This is a genomic window from Bacillus sp. B4EP4a, from assembly GCF_006680105.1.
GTDB lineage: Bacteria > Bacillota > Bacilli > Bacillales > DSM-1321 > Peribacillus > Peribacillus simplex_E.
The window spans coordinates 1-19161 of the sequence record NZ_VHIK01000018.1; the positions used below are offsets into that span (position 1 = coordinate 1).

Annotated in this window: 20 protein-coding genes; 1 reads left to right on the forward strand and 19 read right to left on the reverse strand. The window is 39.8% G+C overall.

The window, feature by feature from the left end:
- Positions 1-207: 207 nt before the first annotated feature.
- The 6 genes from FNK51_RS10270 to FNK51_RS10295 all read right to left on the reverse strand — a co-directional run bounded on the left by FNK51_RS10270 (position 208) and on the right by FNK51_RS10295 (position 5842).
- Positions 208-1200 (reverse strand): NAD(P)/FAD-dependent oxidoreductase, encoded by a 993-nt coding sequence (locus FNK51_RS10270; protein WP_141993254.1) that lies wholly within the window; start codon positions 1198-1200, stop codon positions 208-210.
- A 241-nt stretch (positions 1201-1441) separates the two neighbouring features.
- Complete coding sequence (locus FNK51_RS10275) at positions 1442-1690, reverse strand: ferredoxin (protein WP_141993255.1); 249 nt, start codon at positions 1688-1690, stop codon at positions 1442-1444.
- Positions 1691-1778: 88 nt separating this feature from the next.
- Complete coding sequence (locus FNK51_RS10280; RefSeq protein ID WP_141993256.1) at positions 1779-2573, reverse strand: alpha/beta fold hydrolase; 795 nt, start codon at positions 2571-2573, stop codon at positions 1779-1781.
- A 245-nt stretch (positions 2574-2818) separates the two neighbouring features.
- Entirely contained in the window at positions 2819-3607 is a 789-nt protein-coding gene (locus FNK51_RS10285) for an SDR family NAD(P)-dependent oxidoreductase (RefSeq protein ID WP_260286232.1), read from the reverse strand.
- Positions 3608-3975: 368 nt separating this feature from the next.
- On the reverse strand, positions 3976-5256 hold the full coding sequence (locus FNK51_RS10290) for an MFS transporter (protein ID WP_141993257.1): 1281 nt from the start codon (positions 5254-5256) through the stop codon (positions 3976-3978).
- A gap of 406 nt (positions 5257-5662) precedes the next feature.
- A complete protein-coding gene (locus FNK51_RS10295; protein WP_098371821.1) occupies positions 5663-5842 on the reverse strand; it encodes a hypothetical protein in 180 nt (59 codons plus the stop codon).
- Between the two features lie 132 nt (positions 5843-5974).
- On the opposite strand from FNK51_RS10295, the gene FNK51_RS10300 reads away from it, so the two are divergent.
- The gene (locus FNK51_RS10300; RefSeq protein WP_141993258.1) at positions 5975-6997 is read left to right on the forward strand and encodes an NAD(P)H-dependent amine dehydrogenase family protein; all 1023 of its coding nucleotides are present in this window, start codon (positions 5975-5977) and stop codon (positions 6995-6997) included.
- A gap of 225 nt (positions 6998-7222) precedes the next feature.
- Here FNK51_RS10300 and FNK51_RS10305 read toward each other — a convergent pair whose 3' ends face one another.
- From FNK51_RS10305 to FNK51_RS10365, 13 genes are all read right to left on the reverse strand, one after another.
- Positions 7223-7978 carry an IclR family transcriptional regulator gene (locus tag FNK51_RS10305; protein WP_141993259.1) on the reverse strand — a complete coding sequence of 252 codons (756 nt, stop codon included), beginning with the start codon at positions 7976-7978 and terminating at the stop codon, positions 7223-7225.
- Between the two features lie 255 nt (positions 7979-8233).
- Entirely contained in the window at positions 8234-9961 is a 1728-nt protein-coding gene (locus FNK51_RS10310; protein ID WP_141993260.1) for a sensor histidine kinase, read from the reverse strand.
- 23 nt (positions 9962-9984) lie between these two features.
- A complete protein-coding gene (locus tag FNK51_RS10315; RefSeq protein WP_141993261.1) occupies positions 9985-10446 on the reverse strand; it encodes a GAF domain-containing protein in 462 nt (153 codons plus the stop codon).
- Complete coding sequence (locus FNK51_RS10320; protein WP_098371816.1) at positions 10436-11089, reverse strand: response regulator transcription factor; 654 nt, start codon at positions 11087-11089, stop codon at positions 10436-10438. The genes FNK51_RS10315 and FNK51_RS10320 overlap by 11 nt, the downstream gene beginning before the upstream one ends.
- Before the next feature lie 98 nt (positions 11090-11187).
- Positions 11188-11838, reverse strand: a complete 651-nt coding sequence (locus FNK51_RS10325) for a sensor histidine kinase (protein WP_141993262.1) — start codon at positions 11836-11838, stop codon at positions 11188-11190.
- Between the two features lie 206 nt (positions 11839-12044).
- Complete coding sequence (locus FNK51_RS10330) at positions 12045-13550, reverse strand: nitrate/nitrite transporter (RefSeq protein ID WP_141993263.1); 1506 nt, start codon at positions 13548-13550, stop codon at positions 12045-12047.
- Positions 13543-13830, reverse strand: coding sequence for a hypothetical protein (locus tag FNK51_RS10335; protein WP_141993264.1), 288 nt, complete (start codon positions 13828-13830; stop codon positions 13543-13545). Before FNK51_RS10335 ends, FNK51_RS10330 begins: the two co-directional genes overlap by 8 nt.
- Positions 13817-14128, reverse strand: coding sequence for a hypothetical protein (locus FNK51_RS10340; RefSeq protein WP_063233471.1), 312 nt, complete (start codon positions 14126-14128; stop codon positions 13817-13819). Before FNK51_RS10340 ends, FNK51_RS10335 begins: the two co-directional genes overlap by 14 nt.
- Positions 14129-14133: 5 nt before the next feature.
- Complete coding sequence (locus tag FNK51_RS10345) at positions 14134-14325, reverse strand: hypothetical protein (RefSeq protein ID WP_141993265.1); 192 nt, start codon at positions 14323-14325, stop codon at positions 14134-14136.
- The gene (locus FNK51_RS10350) at positions 14315-14842 is read right to left on the reverse strand and encodes a QcrA and Rieske domain-containing protein (RefSeq protein ID WP_141993266.1); all 528 of its coding nucleotides are present in this window, start codon (positions 14840-14842) and stop codon (positions 14315-14317) included. Before FNK51_RS10350 ends, FNK51_RS10345 begins: the two co-directional genes overlap by 11 nt.
- An 11-nt stretch (positions 14843-14853) precedes the next feature.
- Positions 14854-15414 (reverse strand): 4Fe-4S dicluster domain-containing protein, encoded by a 561-nt coding sequence (locus FNK51_RS10355; protein WP_061462858.1) that lies wholly within the window; start codon positions 15412-15414, stop codon positions 14854-14856.
- Positions 15415-17583: a molybdopterin oxidoreductase family protein gene (locus tag FNK51_RS10360; RefSeq protein ID WP_141993267.1), complete on the reverse strand. Its 2169-nt coding sequence runs from the start codon at positions 17581-17583 to the stop codon at positions 15415-15417. It lies immediately after the preceding gene.
- A complete protein-coding gene (locus FNK51_RS10365) occupies positions 17570-18652 on the reverse strand; it encodes a hypothetical protein (protein ID WP_141993268.1) in 1083 nt (360 codons plus the stop codon). The genes FNK51_RS10360 and FNK51_RS10365 overlap by 14 nt, the downstream gene beginning before the upstream one ends.
- Positions 18653-19161: the final 509 nt, after the last annotated feature.

Sequence of the window (19161 nt, forward strand, 5' to 3'; positions counted from 1 at the left end):
TTGAAATCCTGCGAATAAGCGAGTATTCGTGAGCATTATCTATTAAACTGAGGGAGTTCATTAGGCAACAAAACCTGTAAAGCCTCGATATCTACTTTAAGTTTCATCTCCATTAAAAATCAGGACTATCGAGACCCCTATCCATCACTCTTTATTTTGGCGTCTCGCTACGTGCATTTCTTTAGAATAGTCTTATTGCCAAATATATCAACCGAATAAGGAAGTACTATGCAACGGCTGAACTTTCGCCATGGGATCAATATAGGCTTTGGCATTATTAACTGCCGTAGGGCCTTCACCAAATCCGGAAGCAATTAATTTAACCTTTCCATCATACGTACAAATATCCCCGGCCGCGTAAATGCCTGAAATGTTTGTTTCTTGTTTGGAATTAACGATAATTGCATTTTTATTGATGTTTAAACCCCATTCTTTAATCGCTCCAAGAGAAGAGACAAAGCCGTAATTAATAATTAAATCATCTACGTCAACCACTTCTTTTTGTTGAGTCTTAGTATGTTCTAAAACAATTTGAGTAATTTGATCTGCTCCAACCAGTTCGGAGGGAATATAAGGTGTTTTGACCTCAACAGAGGAATTCACTAATTTTTCTACACTATGTTCATGGGCACGGAATTTATCTCTTCTGTGTATCAATGTTACCTTTTCTGCAATCGGCTCTAACATAAGGGCCCAATCAACAGCAGAATCCCCACCGCCTAGAATCGCCACTTTTCTTCCTTTAAATCGGTTCATATCATTCACGAAATAATGCAAATTCTTATTTTCGAACTGTGCTGAATCTTCCAATTCCAGTTTACGGGGTTGAAAGGCTCCATTTCCAGCAGTAATGATAACTGATTTAGAAAAATGAGTATCAAGGTTTGTGGTGATCTTAAATGTTCCGTCTTCTTGCTTTTCCATCTGTTCAACTGCTTCTTCAAGACAAATTGTTGGTTCGAATACTTTCATTTGTTCTTTTAAATTCTCTATCAATTCCTGTGCCCTTACTTTTGGAAATCCAGCTATATCATAAATGAATTTTTCGGGATAAAGAGCCGAGAGCTGTCCTCCCAATTGAGGAAGACTTTCAAGGATTTTTACCTTTGCTTGCCTCATTCCGCCATAGAACGCCGTAAACAAGCCAACTGGGCCGCCGCCAATAATTGTTATGTCATATACCTTCTTATCTTCTGTCAATGTAATCACTCCTTGTTTTTCTAGGTTGGTTGTTCATACTGAACGTGATTTACAGGTTGTAAGGGATTGACTTGTAATGTTTCCACAAGTAATTCTTTCTTTTCACCTTATAATAATTATGGATAACATTGGAAAATACCCACCCTTTCAAAAGACAAACTAGTGACGTCAATTTCCCTAGTTTTAAAATCTATAAATCTATAATCAGTACAAACGCCCTCATTGATTATATCTATAAATATTATTCAAATTTATTAGGGTTACCATCAAAGGATACTTGAGCCACTTTTATAGAATCGGTTGGACATCCTTCTGAAGCATCTATCATATCTTCCTCGAGTTCTTCTGGTATAATCGTTGCCCCAACATTATTATCCAATATAACAAACGCAATACCTTCTTCATCGTAATCATAAATATCCGGAGCTGAAGCACCACAAGCTCCGCAAGCAATACAAGTTTCTTTATCCACGATTGTATAATTAGCCATTTTTACTATCCATTCCTCTCTATAATCTAAACCCTGTTTTTTACTAAGGCATATATAGAAGCCTTAAGCAATCGAATTCGTTTTTACCCTACTCAATATCGTTCAAAAATCCCAAAATGCTTGAATTAAACTTTTCAGGATTTTCCTGGTAACACAGATGACCGCCTTCTGGAATTATCACTATCCGGGAGTCTATTAACTCTTCATGAATTGCTTCCGACTCCTTTATAGGAGTTACAGTATCCAACTCACCACAAATTACAAGAACAGGAACATCTATATGAGATAACGATTTCATTTGATTTAGATGATAAAGTGAATATGCTACCGAACGATACCCTGCTGGTCTTATCTGTGTCATAATCTCTTTTACTCGTGTATGGACTTTTTCTGAAGCATGGGGGGATAGCAGTGCTTGTATCCTCTTTTCCGCTATCTCCTCTGTAGAAAGGTTTTCAATTGAAAATAATCGATTTTTCAATTTCATCTCGTTCTCTTCTGGGGTTAGAGCAGCAGCCCCTCTTGTCGAATCGGCTAATATTAGTTTATTAATCTTTTCAGGGTACAGGCAACAGTACTCTATCGCAATTGCCGCTCCCATTGAATGGCCGAGCAGATGGATTTTTTCCAACTTTAGCTGATCCATCATGCCGTTCAGAATACGCGCAAACTCTTTAAAATTTCTAAATTCTTCAGCTGGATCTGAACTTTTCCCATAACCCGGGGCATCCCATGCAATTACTGTATAATGCTCCTTTAATTCCTGGATCTGTTCCTTCCATGACTGTGAATTATTGCTCATACCATGTAATAATACTAAAGGTTCTCCATTACCTTCTAATTCATAATGTATACTTAAATCTTCTACTTTTACGTATGGCATAATATCAGTCCCCCTTATTTTTTCGGGCATAACTTTGAACAATACAGTTTAGGAAAGCTGTAATAACTTGAAATATATTACCTTAAAATAGCAAATGATTTACTAAAATAATATTTCGCCTGGAAATAGCTTTCGTTTTGATCTGATAAAAAAAGTGCTTCCTTTTTCTTGAAGATAAGCAGGAAAATCGACTTCCGTTCCCGTCTTTCAACTTAACTAAAACAGTATTCAAAAACTGTGCCAGCTTAGCCAAGTCCTCGCACTGACAATCCGCCGTCGCTTGAAATGATTTCACCGGTGATCGCACGTGATTCGTCAGAAGCTAACAGCACATACGCCGCAACGTGATCTTCCGGCATCTGGGCAAGTTGAAGAATATTCCGTTTTTTAATGCTGCTTGCTTTCGTATCATTATCGACGATTTTCACAAATGGACGCAGCGGTGGAATCACCGTGAGTGCTGTCAATGTCCCACCTGGGGCTACCGCATTCACCCGGATGGAAGGAGATAGTTCGAACGCAAGCTGGCGCATCAATCCAATTTGGGCGTGTTTGCTCGCTGTGTACCATACACCGCCGCCATCTGGATAAAAACTTGCACCGGACACGGTAAAAATAATATTGCCATTTGTTTTTTTCAGTTCTTCAAGAGCGGCTTTAGCCCCGAAAAAAGAGCCTTTTACGTTAATATTGAGAAGGAAATCATACGCTTCGGAAAGCGCCTCAGGAGTCACATCGGCAAATTTGGCAAATCCATCGAACACGCCGGCATTCGCAACGAAAACATCTAACTTTCCGAATTGCTCAACAGTAGCTTGGACCGCTTGCTCATTGTCTTCGTATTTGCTTACATCTCCCTGATAAGTAAGGATATTTTCACCAAATTCTTCTTTCATTTTCGCCAACGTGTCTATAGAGCGGCCGATAATACTCACTTTTGCTCCTTCTTGTATAAAACGGCGTGTGACAGCCTCTCCTATTCCAGAAGCTCCCCCTGTAATCAATACGACTTTATCTTTTAAGGCCATGCCCATTGTCTCCACCCCTTCTGTTATCTTTCAACCGTGATGAATGGTTATCCAAAGATCCATTCAAGTATAAGGTCTTGTAAGCGAGCACATATTTTTTAATAATGATCATATTTTGTTTAGTATACAAAACAGTGTTTTTTATATAAACAATTCTAAAATGTAATCGCTTTATTGTCAATGTAAGCTGTAAAAAAACTGAAGCCATCGTTCGGGAAAACATTACTTGTTTTCTATCAATCTGTGGTTATCCTTACTCCTATGTACTTGTCAATGAGTATTCAAGATTTTATTGTGGTTTCTCAGTAAGAATCCAGCGCCCCTTCTTACTGAGAAACCCTACTAAAAAACGTATTATATTAACTTTTTGCTCTCTATAAAGTTAGTTTGTTTCCTGTCGTATTACTTAGGTGATATTCGGCAACTTCTTGTTTAATCATAAACAAGTACGCAACAAACCCAAGAGTGGCTGCTACGATCAGCATGGCAATCGAGGGACCAAAATCACCGCCGGACAAATCGCGACTCCACCCCATAATATAGCTTGAAAATCCACCCATAATATTTGTGAATCCCATTAAACCGGCTGCGCGGCCCGCTGTTTCAGGTGTTGAAAATTTGATGATGAAGAAATTGGTTAGATGAAACATTCCACCCTGAGTTCCCATTGCGAGCCCCATGGAAACGCCGGCAAAAATAGGATTCGGTGTAATGACAGCGATTGTCAAAAATACAGCTGTTAGTATGAACAGAATGGTCGCAAGCAAACTCGGGCGCTTCGTTTTGTCCGCCAGAAATCCGCCAGCCAGGACAAATCCAAGCGCGAATAGCCACGATAATGAAGTAATGCCAGTCATTGCTTCCCTTTCAAAGCCTTTGGCTTCAACGAGATATGTAGGCAGCCAAATACTGATTCCAAAGAAAAGAAAGGACGACATCAAATTGCCGAACCAAACAACCCAATAACGATAATCCTTTGCGAAGAATTGCTTCGACTGAACATCATCCGCTTCGTCTTTTTGGCGAATATAGGAGACTTCTTCTTTACTCATGCGTGGATGTTCTTCTGGCGTATTACGAGTCAAAAACAGGAACATTGGAATATTTATAAACAAGTTAAAGGCGGCGAGAGCAAAGAACGCGGCCTGCCAATGAAACGTTGAAATAATTAGAATGAGCATAACGGTACCCACTGCCGGGCCAAGGTAGTTTCCAGTAATCCAGAATGACTGTGCCCTGCCAAGCTCTCGTTTATTAAACCAATTCGAAATGAATTTACCCGATATCGGGATCATCATACCTTCCCCAATTCCGAGGATGACTCTACTAATTAAAAACATTTCGTATGAAGTGGACAGCCCTCCCATGACCATTGTCGCTGTCCATACCAGTAAACCTAAAACTGCTGTTTTCCGTGCCCCTAACTTGTCGATAATAACTCCCCAAAAAATGTTGGAACAGGAGTATGAAATCATGAATATAAAGGAGATCAAGCCAATTTTTGCATTTTTATCCGGGCCAGTTAAACCAAGATCACTTAAAAATCCCGGATCGGTTTGGATAACAGAGATACCTACTTTATCAATCTGGCCGAAAAACCAGAAGAAAAAAATAGGAATCGCAATGTACAACCATCTTTTTTGACCTTGTAACATGTTATTTCCCCCTTATTATAGGCTCATTTGAATGCGCTTTCATGATTTTCAATAAAGAAAATGACTATCATTCCATCAAACTTCACCAACTCCCCCTTTCAAAAAATAGCAGCAACTTCTGTTTCATATAAAAAACAATGTTACCGATATTTAATGTTATATTGAATTTTCTTAATAGTCAATAATATTCAGATTAATATTTTTTCAACAGAAAAAGTAGTTTTATATACAAAACTAAATAAGGTGTTGTTTCGATGAAACAAGCCGAAACAACACCTTAATCGAGCCTTAGGTAATGCAACTCAATAATTTTTTTGACACTTCATTAACCGAAGCGAGAAAATGTCCATCATGTCCAAAATCCGGGGATGCTGCGGACTGAAGATCTACTTAGTCTAGTGTCCGTTCAAGTAAAAGGTTTTAACCGGGAACAGTATGGCGGTTTCTCCAAAGGAGATAACCTTGGATTCCTGTCCAACACCCCAATATATGCTGCCGCTTGAGGTGAATAAAGCATATGTTTCGTCAACCGCAATTCCACAACACCTGCGATGGGTGACCCCAAAGTTGAAGTATGATTCTCCAATATATCACCTCATACATTGCCGTATTTCCTTTTATAACGATTCTTTATAAATATATAAAAATTAACTATTTTTATTATTTATCACTCAATGTTAGCATTTTGTTATAAGTTATTTGAAAGGATGAGAGATGAATGACTATGCAATTTTCTGAATTCGCAGTATTCGGGCTGGGTCCCATCGGAATTGAAATTCTACGCAGTGCTTATCAAACGAATCCTAAATCGATTATCGGTGTTGTCGATATTGATCCCGAAAAGGCAGGAAAGGATATTGGCTTACTAATCAATGAAAAGGAAACGAACAAGTTTGTAGTCTCCCATATACAGGATGTAAATACTGAAGCAGACTACCCTATCGCATTACATGCAACCGGTTCCAACGCACAACAAGTTTGGCCCCAGATCAAAGAGCTTCTAGATCACGGCTTTTCAGTGGTTTCCACTTGTGAACAGCTTTCTTTCCCTTGGCATCGCTACCCTCAACTTTCAAAGGAAATAGATGATTATGCCAAAGCAAAAGGGCTTAGTGTCATTGGGACCGGAATCAATCCAGGTTACATCATGGACACTATGGCCATTTCTTTTACAACAGTATTGACCACGGTTAACCAAATCAAGGTCAATCGTAAAGTTGATGTTTCGAAAAGGCGCCTCCCCTTACAAAAAAAGGTCGGAATCGGGATGACTAGAGAAGAGTTTGAATTTTTAGCTGAACGGAATAAAATTGGGCATGTGGGTCTTGAGGAGTCTGTTAGGTTAATCGCTTATGGGCTGAATTGGGAACTTTCAAGTGTTATCAATACCATTGAACCAACGATTGCAATCGAAAATATGACCGTTCCGCTAACTACTATAAAACCAGGGGATGTTAATGGGCTTCATCAAATCTCCACGGGCAAGACAGTGGACGGAAAGGTAATTTCCTTGGATTTAACGATGTCTGCAGGTATTAAACAAGAAGATGAAATCGTTATTGATGGGAACGAAACCCAAAGGTTGATTGTTCCCAACGGAATTTTTGGAGATACCGCAACCGCTGCGATGATTATCAATACCGCTAAGCAAATCGATGCCCTCCGTAAACCAGGTTTACTTACAATGGCTGACATCGGGGTGCCGAGAAATATAAATCAATCTGACTTTGTGCATATTTAATGGCTAACCAACAATCTTGCGTATAAGTCTTATTATATTAGAAAAGGTGAACCCCGAATGGTTCACCTTTTTCGTCCTGGCCAGATAGTTTTGCATGCCAATATGACAAAAAACCACCATAAGCGGTGGCTCAGCTTCCTACATATAGAATCCACTATCTTATGTACATTATCTTATTTCAGGAATATATATTCCGAAAATGACATCATTTTTCCATTTTCATTATTAATGTGTTTGAGAACCCAGTTTCACGGAAATGGCCTTGGCGGCTTTCGTTACTTTGTCAATCAATTCAGGCAAGCGCTCTTCCTGAAATCTTGCTTCAATCCCAGCCACACTAATACCAGCCACTATTTGACCTTTACCATTGAGTATCGGTGCACTCACCGCTTTTGTATAATCCTCAAGTTCTGATGAAGTTATCGTGTAACCATCCAATCTCGCTTCATTCAAAGCATGACGGAGTTTAGTTTTATCCGTTATCGTTCCAATGGCGATTGGTTTTAATTGAACGCTTCCCAAATAATTTTCCCGCTCTTCTTCCGGCAAATACGCTAGGATGATTCGAGAATCGCCAGCGTACAATGGCGAACGTCTACCAATGGATGTATAAAGGCGAACAGGATGCAGGGTATCCACCTTTTCAATATACATCGCTTCATCCTTATCCCTCACAATTAAATTCACTGCTTCTTCAACATCATCCCGAAGGTCTTTCATGATGGGATAGGCGATTGACCTGATATCCAAACGCTCCCCTACCAGTTGGCCAAACTGCAGGAATATCAGTCCAAGTGAATAATGGCCATCATCGTCCTTTGTTAAAAACCCCATTTCCTCCAATGATCCAGCCATACGGTGTAACGACGTTTTCGGCAAATTGGAAAGTTCCATCATTTCATTAAAAGTCAGTTTCGGATGATTTATGAAAAGGGTTAGGATTTGCATGGATTTCACGACGGTCTTGTTATGTGCCTGCATACATTGTCTCCTTTCATGATACATGTTTTCCTTAACTATCATTCTATTATAAAACATGGAGGAAAGGATGTAATCAATATAACCGTATTCATTGTTTTTTCGTTAACTCTCTGACTGTATTCTCGTTTGCTTTTCCAGCTTTATTTTCATTGTGATCGAATCATTTTAACATCCTGCAAGTTCATAGTAAGAGCATTAATGGGAAATGCTGAAGCCAGAAGATTAAGTATCTTGAACATTACGAAAACCCATTCACTACAAAGGCATTCTCAATATTACTTTTGTCCCTTTCCCTTCACCAGAATGAAGGATAAGGTTTCCGCCGGAAGCTCTGGCTCTTTCCTCCATACTGAATAAGCCTACTCCACGGGTAACTTTTTCTATATTAAAGCCCTTTCCTTTATCCTCTATTTCCACATGAACTTCTTCCTCTATTTCCCGGATCGTCACTGTAGCATCTTCGGTATGAGCATATTTCCGAATATTTGTTAATGCTTCTTGAATAATACGGTAAATGGTAATTTCTTTGTTTGTATTCAGACGGTAATTCAAATAGCAGTCAAAATGGACCTTGATATGATGATGCTCTGAAAATTGCACCAATAAAGAGCGAATCGCAGGGAACAGACCAAGATCATCAAGTACGGATGGCCTTAATTCCCAGGATAGATGCCGGAGTGCTTCGATTATCTCGGTCGTTTCATCCTGCATCTGATCTAACAGGGGATGATCCATTTCTGTCTGCAGTCTGTTAATCGTTATGAGGTGGCTGTATAAGTTTTGACCGATATCATCATGAAGCTCTCGGGAAATGCGTTTTCTTTCTTCTTCCTGCACATCAATGATTTTCCCGGTAATTTTCTGAATCTCTTCTTCCGCAAGCTTACGCTGGGTCACTTCATGACGAATCGCCAAATATTGGTAAGGTTTATTGAACTCATCAAGAAATGGAACGATTGTCGTATCCACCCAATAATAAGTACTATCTTTGGACTTATTTTTAATCTCGCCTTTCCATACTTCCCCTGCTGATATTGTTTTCCAAAGATTGTTGAAAAACTCTCTCGAATGAAAGCCCGAGTTAATAATTCGATGATCCTGTCCGATCAGCTCTTCTTTTGAAAACTTTGAGATCCGGCAAAATTGATCATTGACATATTTGATCGTCCCTCTTTGATCGGTTATTGCCACAATTGAGGAAGAATCCAAAGCAAATTGAAAATCGGCCATTTTATTAACGGATTTTCCTAATTCCTCTAAAACTCGTTTATATTCGGTTATTTCCTTCCGGATTGCCAAGTATTTATAAGGGTTCCCGTCTTCATTTAAGAAAGGGACAATTGTGGTATCCACCCAATAATAGGTTCCATCCTTCGCTTTGTTCTTAATTTCACCCCGCCATACACTTCCTGATGAAATTGTTCGCCAAAGATTTTGCATAAATCCCTTTGAATGAAAACCTGAATTGATAATTCGGTGGTCCTTCCCAATGAGCTCTGCTGCTGAATACTTGGATACCTCACAAAATTTCTTATTCAAGTATATTATCTTGCCTTTTTCATCGGTAAATGCAACAATCGTTGATTCATCAAGTGCGTAAATTAAATCAACCAGCTCATTTATCGGATAGGTTTGCTGCTGGTTAATCCGTGATTGGTCTTTCACTTTATGGACCACGATTAAATAATAGAGCTCTTTCGCAAGCTGAAAGGAGTTCACCCTGAAAAAAAGCGAAAAAGCATGACCATCCCGGTGAATTCCAAAATGGTGGATAATTTCCCCTTCCCCACTTGACTGAAGGTTTACCCCTGGTATAAGATTCAGGAGCTTTTCCCCATTCAATTCATGATGTTCATAACCAAAGTTTTCATATACTTGTTGATCTGCAAAAGAGATGACTCCTGATTCATTGACAAGGATTGTCGCATCGCTAGATCCAGGAGAAATCCCTTTTTTCATTTCCAAATGTTTATTCAAGTCCATACATAATCCTCCTTGTTGCCATGTTAAATCGAGCTGTTCATTTCCTTTTCCAATTTTTTCGCTGCATCAAGGATCGTATGCTGATCACTTTCAGAAATAGGCTGATCTGTTCGTTTACCTACTAATAATACCCCTTTAGGAACACCTTTAAAATGAATGGGAACTGCGAAAGCGCAATTGAGATTTTCCGCAAGCATGATGGGATACTCTAAGGCTTTGCCGTGAATATTATTTGGAAAACCCTCGATTTTCATCGGCCTCCCCGTTGATATGACCTTACCTGCTATTCCTTTTCCATATCGAACAGTTATCCTTTTGTATTTATCATTTCTGTTTCCGGCGGCATAATGCCAGCTTATGTCAGGACCTTTACTGTTTTGTAAGGCAAGGCCTACAAAGTCACAGTTCATTTCTTCTAATGCATGTTCACACGCTTCTTTAAACGGTTGTTCCTCTTTCGATTTACTGCCCCCGCTAAATTCCATACCCTAATAACCCCTTTTTTAAAGCGAATGCAACAAGTTCATGCCTTGTTTTCATTTTGAGCTTTTCCATTAGGTTTCCTTTATGGCTTTCAACAGTTTTCACGCTTATGACAAGCTGTCCGGCAATCTCTTTGTTTGAAAACCCTTTCGCTATCAAGGTCAGTACCTCTTTTTCCCGGTCAGACAACAGATTGAAAGAATCAGCTGCCCCCTGCTTCACACTGCCTAAGTATTCTTCCATTACCCTTTTTGTTGCAGATGGATGAAGGTACGCATTTCCGTTCGCTAAAGATCGGATGGCTACCAATAATTCTTCATGTGGTGCACTTTTTAAAATACAGCCTGAAGCACCCGCTTGAATAGTTCTGAACAAATATTCATCATCATCATGCATGGTAAGTATTAATATGGCTACCTCAGGCATTAGTTTTTTTAGTTCGGAAGTCGCCGATAAGCCATCTTTCCCATGAGGCATGCTTAAATCCATGACTACCACATTAGGCTGAAGCTCTAGTGCTCGCTGTATTCCCTCGTTCCCCTCTGAAGCTTCCCCTATCACTTCCATATCCGCATGATTGTTTAATAGCATCTTTAAGCCCATTCTTACAACGGCGTGATCATCGCAAAGCAAAATTTTTATCAAAGCGGCTCCCCCTTAGCTTTGTTCGTATTTCTATCGTTATTAATGAATATGAAACAACAATGGGGATTGCAAAATTCGCAAACCCCTTGTTTAGCATTTTAATATAATGGCAGAGAAATCTCTATAGATGTCCCGTCATCTATTTTCGAAACAATGGTACAATTTCCGCCGATCAAATGCATTCTTTCACACATGGCAGCAAGCCCGCTCAACTTATTCATAGCGGCCTCAACCTCAAACCCTTTCCCTGAATCTTTAATCAAAATCAATAACCTGCTTTTTTCCCATTTAAATATCATACATGCCTTCGTTGTGTCTGCATACCTTGCTATATTCACCAATGCTTCTTGGCAGACCCTGAAAAGTGTAATGCTTTCTCTATCAGTGATTTCCGATTCAATACCATGGTTCTCCAGCTCAACCTCAAGGCCGTAGGTTGAAGTGTATAATTTTAAGTAGCTTTTTATAGCTGAAATAAGCCCAAGAGTTGTAAGGGTAGGAGGATGCAATTCTACAGCCAAAAGCCTGATTTCTTGAATTGCCTTTTCCAATAACTGATTCATATCACCTGCATAGCTTTTCATGGCAGGCTGTTCGATTGTCTTTTCAATGAGCTGCATACCTGTAAAAATGCTGTAGAGGGACTGTCCCACACCTTCATGAAGCTCCATGGCAATTCGTTTAATCTCTTCTTCATGAGTTTGAATAATATAAGAACTAATGTTTTTTTTGAGTGGCTGAGTATTCATTCCCACCCTCCTTACTCGTTTTTCGCAAATTAACGGTCAGCCCGACTAAATACGCCATGCCCTCCCAAAAGTTACGCTTTCGGTCGAGCGATGTAAAAGCTGACGTAGATTTTTTTGTCCAGTGGGAAAGTAAGCACTAGTACTTCTTGTACGTAGAAAACTCCGCTTCAAGACTGGGAATTCAATGATTTACTGCCCATAGTTTTTTATGCTTTTTTCACTTTATGACTTGAAATGTCACTAAACATTCCTGCATATTGAACGACATCCCCCGCATCATTCTTTATCGAACTAATGGTCAGCCATTGTAGATATTGCTGTCCATCCTTTCGGTTATTCCAGATTTCACCTTGCCAGAACCCGTTTATCTCAATGGATTTCCACAAATCCTCATAAAAAGTTTGAGGCTGTCTGCCTGACTTAAGTATACTAGGGTTCTTCCCTATTACTTCATTTTCCTGATAACCCGTAATACTGCAAAACGAAGGGTTTACTGAAATGATCTTGCCGGTGGTATCGGTAATAAGAATCCCTTCTATTGTATGATCAATCACTTCTTTGGCAAGCCCCATTTTGCCTTGGAAATACATCCAGACAACTAAAATCAAACTTGCAAGGGCAACTTCTGACAATGCCATGAACCCGATTGCATAATGTCCTGTGATATTGAATAACAAGGATAAAATTAATGGCGGAAAAAAACCTCCCAAACCGCCCATTGCGGAAACAATACCATTCACAATACCAGCCTGCTTTTGGAAATACATGGGCACCAGTTTAAAAATGACACCATTTCCCATTCCCGCACAGAGGGCAATACTCAAACAACCAAAAGTGTACCAGCCAATCGATGGAGCAAAGGATAAAATCATCGCTGAAACCGTATACACTCCGAAAACGAACATGAGCAGAATGAGGGAATGAAAGCGATCTGCAAGCCATCCGCCAATTGGTCTCATTAGGGTAGCAAGAACAATAAAGCCTGCTGTCCTCAAACCGGCGTCAACTTTATCCAATCCAAAGTTCGCTACAAGAAAGTTTGGCAGATAAATAGTAAATGCAACAAAAGAACCGAATGTTATAAAGTAAAATAAGCTTAGCAGCCATAGTTTTTCATTTTTGTAGACACCCTTAATTTGTTCTAAAAGCGGTGTCTTTACTCTCAGTTCCTTTTTATCCCCTAATAGGAAGTTACCTGCGATAAATACTACCAAAATCACAAGATAAAGCTGTACGGTTGTTGACCAGCCAAACTTCGTAGCTACAACAGGTGCTGCAAATGCTGATATAGCCGTTCCGAGGTTTCCTGCACCGTAAATTCCGTTTATAAAGCCATGGCGTTCCTTAGGATAGTACTTCGGTAAAGAGGTTACTCCAACAGAGAATACGGCTCCCCCAATACCAAGAAATAGCCCTCCAATCAACAAATCAGCAAGAGAATCCGCAATACTGATATAATAAACAGGGAATAACAGCGATATAAAGCTAATCAGGAAAATTTTCCTGGCCCCGAACTGATTGGCGTAAAAGCCAAGGGGAATGCGAAGAATAGATCCTAAAATAACTGGAACAGCTGTTACCAGTGCAAGCTGACCATCCGGTATTGCGATATCTTCTTTAATAAAAGGCAGCAGGGACGAAATTAATACCCACACCATAAATCCTACAACGAGGTTTAAGGTTTGTAATGGAAGCTGAATTTTTCTAAACATCCTGACCACTCTCTCTTCTAATTACATATTGTAATCTCGCATTTTCGTCAAAAGCTGACCACTCATTTTCATTTTTAGTCACATTGGATATCAACGGGACAGCGAAAAAATTAATGTCGTCAAAGTAAATACGCAGATGTGTTATATCAGGACAAAGCTCCACCTTTACAATCGTTTTAGAAACGAAAGGAGCTTTATCCTGCCCAACATCATCCAAGATTGCCACTCTAGCTTTTTCCGATATTAATGGTTGTATATCTTCTATTTTAATGTGTTCCACAGGTATTGCATCCTCTCTTTGCCGTGTAAACATTCATTTGAAAACCCTGCAAATATTCCCAGAATGTATCTTCTGCATGATTCTCGATAAATTCAATTGTTTCCACTACAGACTCCCAATTGCTCATTCCCTTTACTTCGGCAACTACAATATCGGCCCCATCTATTGACTTTTCATCTAAATACCAGTTAAGACGGACATCTTTAAAAAGGTCTGAAAGGAGCTTATCGATTTCAGCAGCAAAATTTCCAGATGCTTCTTTTACAAAACAAAAATCAAAGTATGTTTCACTGTTCATTTGATTCACGCCTTTTCGTTTTTCGTTTTTTTATAAGTAAATAACGCTAAGGGAAACACCACTATGTTTAATCCCCCAAATATTAAAACATTTACATAATTTTCATAATAAAATTGGTGAACCATGAATTGGGTAAATACAATATTCATCATCAAGAAGGCACAATGCAACGCGACACCGATAAACTTAAACTTCATAACGCTTCACCCTTACTGCGTATACCGCCCCATTTTCCACTTTCACCTGAATCTGAGGCAGCGGCCTTCTTGGCGGCCCTGCAGATGGAACACCTGTTTCAACATCAAATTTCCCATGATGGCAAGGGCAGATCATCTCGCCCTCTTCCTTCACCCAGAAAACTGGGCAGCGAAGATGTGTGCATGCATTTTGGTATGCTACGTATTTCTTTTCTGACAATCTGATCAAAATGGCATCATCATGATCACCTGGAAATTTAAAATTCTTTGCGTCACCAATTGCAAGTTTGCTTACATCTGTGATTTTTTTGTGAGGATACTCCTTCTCCCCAAGCCCCATCAATTCTTTAGCCGCTACCGCCCCCCAAGGGAGGGAGGAAATGGCGAATACGCCAGCAGCACCCACCAATGTTTTCATGAACCCACGTCTGTCAAGCTTTCTTTCATTATTCCGTTCAATATTATGAGTGTAATTATCTTCATTAAAGGGAATTTTATTATTTTTATCTGACGGCATCTTAATCCCTCCTAATATAGCTTAGTTATCCCCTGTAAAATACCTGGGAGATTTACCTTAACGTTCGTTTCACTTTCAAGATAAGGAAGGCTAGTCACCCATTTTCCATTATCTAGATTAAATTGTTTTCTCTTATTTTCAATTTCTTCATCTGTCAACCATTGAAGTGTATTGGATGGGCAAACACTTGCACACATTGGCGGGATACTGTCTTTTGTCCGGTCGATACATAAATCGCATTTGTACATTAAGTTTTGTTCAGTGTCAAATTTCGGTATTCCATATGGGCAAGCAATCGTACAATTTTGGCAGCCGATACATTTTTCAACGAGTGCTGATAACACGGCCCCTGTCTCATGGATTTGGATTGCCTGGGCCGGACAACTCCTTGCACAGGCAGGATTTACGCAATGAAGGCACATAAGAGGCATCGTTTGCCGATTGACCAGAGGGTTTACATCATATACATAGTTTCTGTTCCGCTCTTCATGCCCTCCGCATTGTGTACAAGCCGCTAGACAAGACCTGCATCCTATGCAGTTTTCAAGTTCTAAGTAGAGCCTCTTTTTCATTTATTGCACCTTCTTTATTTCGACTTTTTCCATTTGGGCTGCACAGACCTTAAATTCCGGCATACGGGACATTGGATCAAGCGCTGCAATGGTTAATAGATTGATAGATTGCTCGTGCCCAAAGTGGTATGGAACAAATACAGTGTCTTCACGAATTGCTTCTGTAATTTTCACTTTATAGATTGCCTCACCTCTTCGGGTATACAGGCGGACCTTATCCTCATGGTCCATATTGTATTTTTTTGCTGTATCCGGATGTACTTCCACGTAAGGTTCCGGACACATATCACGAAGGAACTGAATTCTTCTCGTCTGGTTCCCTGATAGATAGTGGTAAACGACACGTCCAGTTGTTAAACGAAGCGGATATTTTTCATCTGGCTCCTCAGCAGGGGGACGGTAAGGAAGTGCACAAATTTTCGCTTTACCGTCTGCGTGATAGAATTTTTTATCCAAGAACATATGCGGCGTTCCCTTGTCATTTGCATCCTTACAAGGCCAAAATACCCCGTCCTGTTTGTCAATCTTATCCCATGTGGCGCCGTAATAATCGGCATTTCCGCCTTTACTGGCCAGTCTGAATTCATCTGCCACATCTTTTGCAGTTTTCAAATGGGAAAAATATCTTCCTCTCCCAAGACGTTCTGCAAGCTCTACTTGTATTTGCCAATCGGGCTTAGATTTTCCGATTGGTTCTTGTGCCTTATTTATCTTAATAATTCGCCCTTCAAGGTTTGTAACTGTTCCTTCATCTTCTGACCACGTTACGGACGGCAGGATCACATCCGCAAACTCTGCTGATTCAGAAAGATAGAAATCCGAACACAGCATAAAATCCAGGTTTTTCATCGCCCTTCTGACAAAATTCAGGTTAGGCGCAGATACTGCAGGATTAGAACATAGCAGATATAATCCGCGAATCGTTTTTTGCTCCATCAGTTCAAACATTTCATAAGCCGAAACACCAGGCTTAGGCATTTCTTCCGGAGTGATATTCCATACGTTACAAACTTCTTCCACATGTTCAGGATTCGTAATTTTCCGGTATCCTGGCAATAAATCCGCTTTCTGACCATGCTCGCGTCCACCCTGTCCGTTTCCTTGACCAGTGAAAGTTGCTACACCAGACTTCGGACGGCCAATCTTACCTGTTACAAGCGCCATGTTTGTATATCCAGACACATTGTCAACGCCCTTATGCTGCTGTTCAATTCCACGGGCAAACATGACAACTGCATTCGGTGATCTTCCATAAATCTCTGCTGCGCGAATGATCTTTTCCGGTGCAACACCTGTAAGCTCACTCGTATATTCCGGCGTAAAATCTTTTACAAGCTCTTTTGTTTCTTCAAATCCATTTGTATGATTATTAATAAATTCTTCATCAGCATAACCATTTTGAATTAATTCATTTAAGATTCCATTAGCAAGGGCAAGGTCCGTTCCCGGTTTCAAGTCAAGATGAACATCCGCTCTTCTCGCAACAGGCGTTTCGCGGGGATCCGCCACGATAATGTAACCGCCTCTTTCTTGAACGTTCCAGACTCTGAACATAGAAGTTGGATGGCATTCTGCTGTGTTGCTTCCTGCAAGAAATAAGCAATCAGTTTCATGAATATCTGTCCAGGGTAATGTTGAACCTCTATCTACGCCGAAAGAACGAAGGAATCCCCCGGCCGCACTAGACATGCAGAATCGGCCATTATAGTCAATGTAGCGCGTGCCAAGAGCCACACGTGCAAATTTCCCTGTTAAATAACATTTTTCATTCGTCATTGATACGCCGCTGAAAACGGATAATGAATCTTTTCCATATTTTTTTTGAAGCTCACTGAATTTTTTCGCGATTAAATCATATGCTTCATCCCAGCTGGCTTCTCGGAAGCCTTCCTTTGTTCCCTTTAATGATGCATCATCACGAATAAGCGGTGTTAAAATGCGATCATCATGGTTCGTCTGCTGGTAAGCTGTAACCCCTTTTGGACACATTTTCCCAACAGTTACGGGCCAGTCATAACGTGGTTCAACCCCAATGATTTTATTTGTCGCTCTATTTACCCTTAAATTCATTCCACACTGCATTCCACAATATGCACAATGCGTTTTAACCAATGTTTCATTAGGGTGTAACAAATTCTTTGCATCTTTAAAAAACTTATCCCTTTGCATTCTGGTTAGCCTCCTTAACTTTTACCTCGTGGATAGGAAATCCGGAAAATTGGGCAATCCGGTATTTTCTTCGGCAAGGTAGGCACATTTCGGCGAGATGGTGGCCATCCTTCGTTTGAAATTCTATTTCATTCTTACCGAGAACCTCTATGACATCTTTTGATTGTTCTGTTGAAACAAACTCATTACCGCAAACTTTGCATTCTTTCATGGATTGTTCCGCATAATGCTCTCTGTAGTTTCTGGCAAATACACTCAGTGGGCGGAAAGGTATGTGAGCAAGTTTTCCGAACGGAAGATAAATCAGTGTAATAATGACTGACCACTGGTGAATCAGGGACATGGCTGGCTGTCCTGCACCGTGCAAAAAGATGTTCATGAACGTTAATGCCAATCCTGTAACGCTGACCAATAACAGCATGAATAATGGAAGGAAGTCATACATGAATTGTTGTTCTGCTCTTGCCTGCATATTTTTCAAGCGGCGGTAAAGAGCCATGCATACTCCGGCAATGACCATTACAGCAGTAATGTTCAGAGCGTTATATGATATGTACGCAATGATCCCATTAGCTGGTACTGTTATTACCTGGATCCCCATTGCGATGATGTTGTAGTAGCCATTGTCGTCCATGGTAAAGTACATCCATCCAAATACTAGAGGGAATGTCACGAAGCAGGAAAGGATACATCCCCATCCGATTAGAACGTGCTGAGTCCATCGGTAAATTCCCCTATTCCAGATGAAATTGTATGTTGCTAAATGTTCAACTGATGTTTTAGGCGTTGATTTTCTAAATATCAGTTTGATGCCTTTTTTTATAAAAACCTTTGTTGGCGGCCTTTCTCCCCATGCGATAAACCTGTAAAAGAACCCCCCAATAAAAATAATCGTCCCCATCATATAGCCATAAAGGTTTAAATCTACATGTGTAAACATTCTCGTACCAATAAACGATAAGAATACAAGTCCGCAAACTGCTAGAAACATAGACTTAGCAAAATGTGATGCAAAAGCATTATCAATTGATTTGCCTGTTTTTTGATTTACTGCGACTTTTGCCTGCATTACTATTCCTCCTTATTACAAACAATTACCATACTCTAATTGTAAGATCTTTCCCGATTGTTCTATATCGGGGGACTTCCCTATCCTAAGGGGAAAATTCCCCTATCTTTTAAAATAAAAAAACAGTTCTGATGTGCAGAACTGCCTGTACTATATTTCAATGTTCAAGTTTTCTCTTTTCCAGTTTTTATATTTTATTTTGCAATGGAGGAAATGCTGATGGAAGTTTTTCTAGATGTTAGTATGATTAAGGGATGTTTGTTGTTTTTGCAGTCTTTGCATATGATAAAATCGATTACCGAAAACAAATGTTTTTTAATGAAAATAAGTATATAGAGGTTAAATTATTGAGACATAATCTCACAAAAAGATATTAGTATTCAAGATTTTTATTGACTGAAAGAAGAACTGCACATACATAGTAAAATGGGATAGAGAATTCTGATAGATCGAAACATTTAATCAGATAGGAGCGATAAAAATCCACATAGAAATTCAACGGTTAATAC

Coding starts and splice junctions, on each gene's coding strand:
- FNK51_RS10300 (WP_141993258.1), top strand. CDS start 5,975: ATGACTATGCAATTTTCTGAATTCGCAGTATTCGGGCTGGGTCCCATC.
- FNK51_RS10340 (WP_063233471.1), bottom strand. CDS start 14,128: ATGAACAGTGAAACATACTTTGATTTTTGTTTTGTAAAAGAAGCATCT.
- FNK51_RS10325 (WP_141993262.1), bottom strand. CDS start 11,838: ATGAATACTCAGCCACTCAAAAAAAACATTAGTTCTTATATTATTCAA.
- FNK51_RS10310 (WP_141993260.1), bottom strand. CDS start 9,961: ATGGACTTGAATAAACATTTGGAAATGAAAAAAGGGATTTCTCCTGGA.
- FNK51_RS10305 (WP_141993259.1), bottom strand. CDS start 7,978: ATGCAGGCACATAACAAGACCGTCGTGAAATCCATGCAAATCCTAACC.
- FNK51_RS10350 (WP_141993266.1), bottom strand. CDS start 14,842: ATGCCGTCAGATAAAAATAATAAAATTCCCTTTAATGAAGATAATTAC.
- FNK51_RS10360 (WP_141993267.1), bottom strand. CDS start 17,583: ATGCAAAGGGATAAGTTTTTTAAAGATGCAAAGAATTTGTTACACCCT.
- FNK51_RS10345 (WP_141993265.1), bottom strand. CDS start 14,325: ATGAAGTTTAAGTTTATCGGTGTCGCGTTGCATTGTGCCTTCTTGATG.
- FNK51_RS10275 (WP_141993255.1), bottom strand. CDS start 1,690: ATGGCTAATTATACAATCGTGGATAAAGAAACTTGTATTGCTTGCGGA.
- FNK51_RS10330 (WP_141993263.1), bottom strand. CDS start 13,550: ATGTTTAGAAAAATTCAGCTTCCATTACAAACCTTAAACCTCGTTGTA.
- FNK51_RS10290 (WP_141993257.1), bottom strand. CDS start 5,256: ATGTTACAAGGTCAAAAAAGATGGTTGTACATTGCGATTCCTATTTTT.
- FNK51_RS10315 (WP_141993261.1), bottom strand. CDS start 10,446: ATGGAATTTAGCGGGGGCAGTAAATCGAAAGAGGAACAACCGTTTAAA.
- FNK51_RS10280 (WP_141993256.1), bottom strand. CDS start 2,573: ATGCCATACGTAAAAGTAGAAGATTTAAGTATACATTATGAATTAGAA.
- FNK51_RS10365 (WP_141993268.1), bottom strand. CDS start 18,652: ATGCAGGCAAAAGTCGCAGTAAATCAAAAAACAGGCAAATCAATTGAT.
- FNK51_RS10285 (WP_260286232.1), bottom strand. CDS start 3,607: ATGGGCATGGCCTTAAAAGATAAAGTCGTATTGATTACAGGGGGAGCT.
- FNK51_RS10355 (WP_061462858.1), bottom strand. CDS start 15,414: ATGAAAAAGAGGCTCTACTTAGAACTTGAAAACTGCATAGGATGCAGG.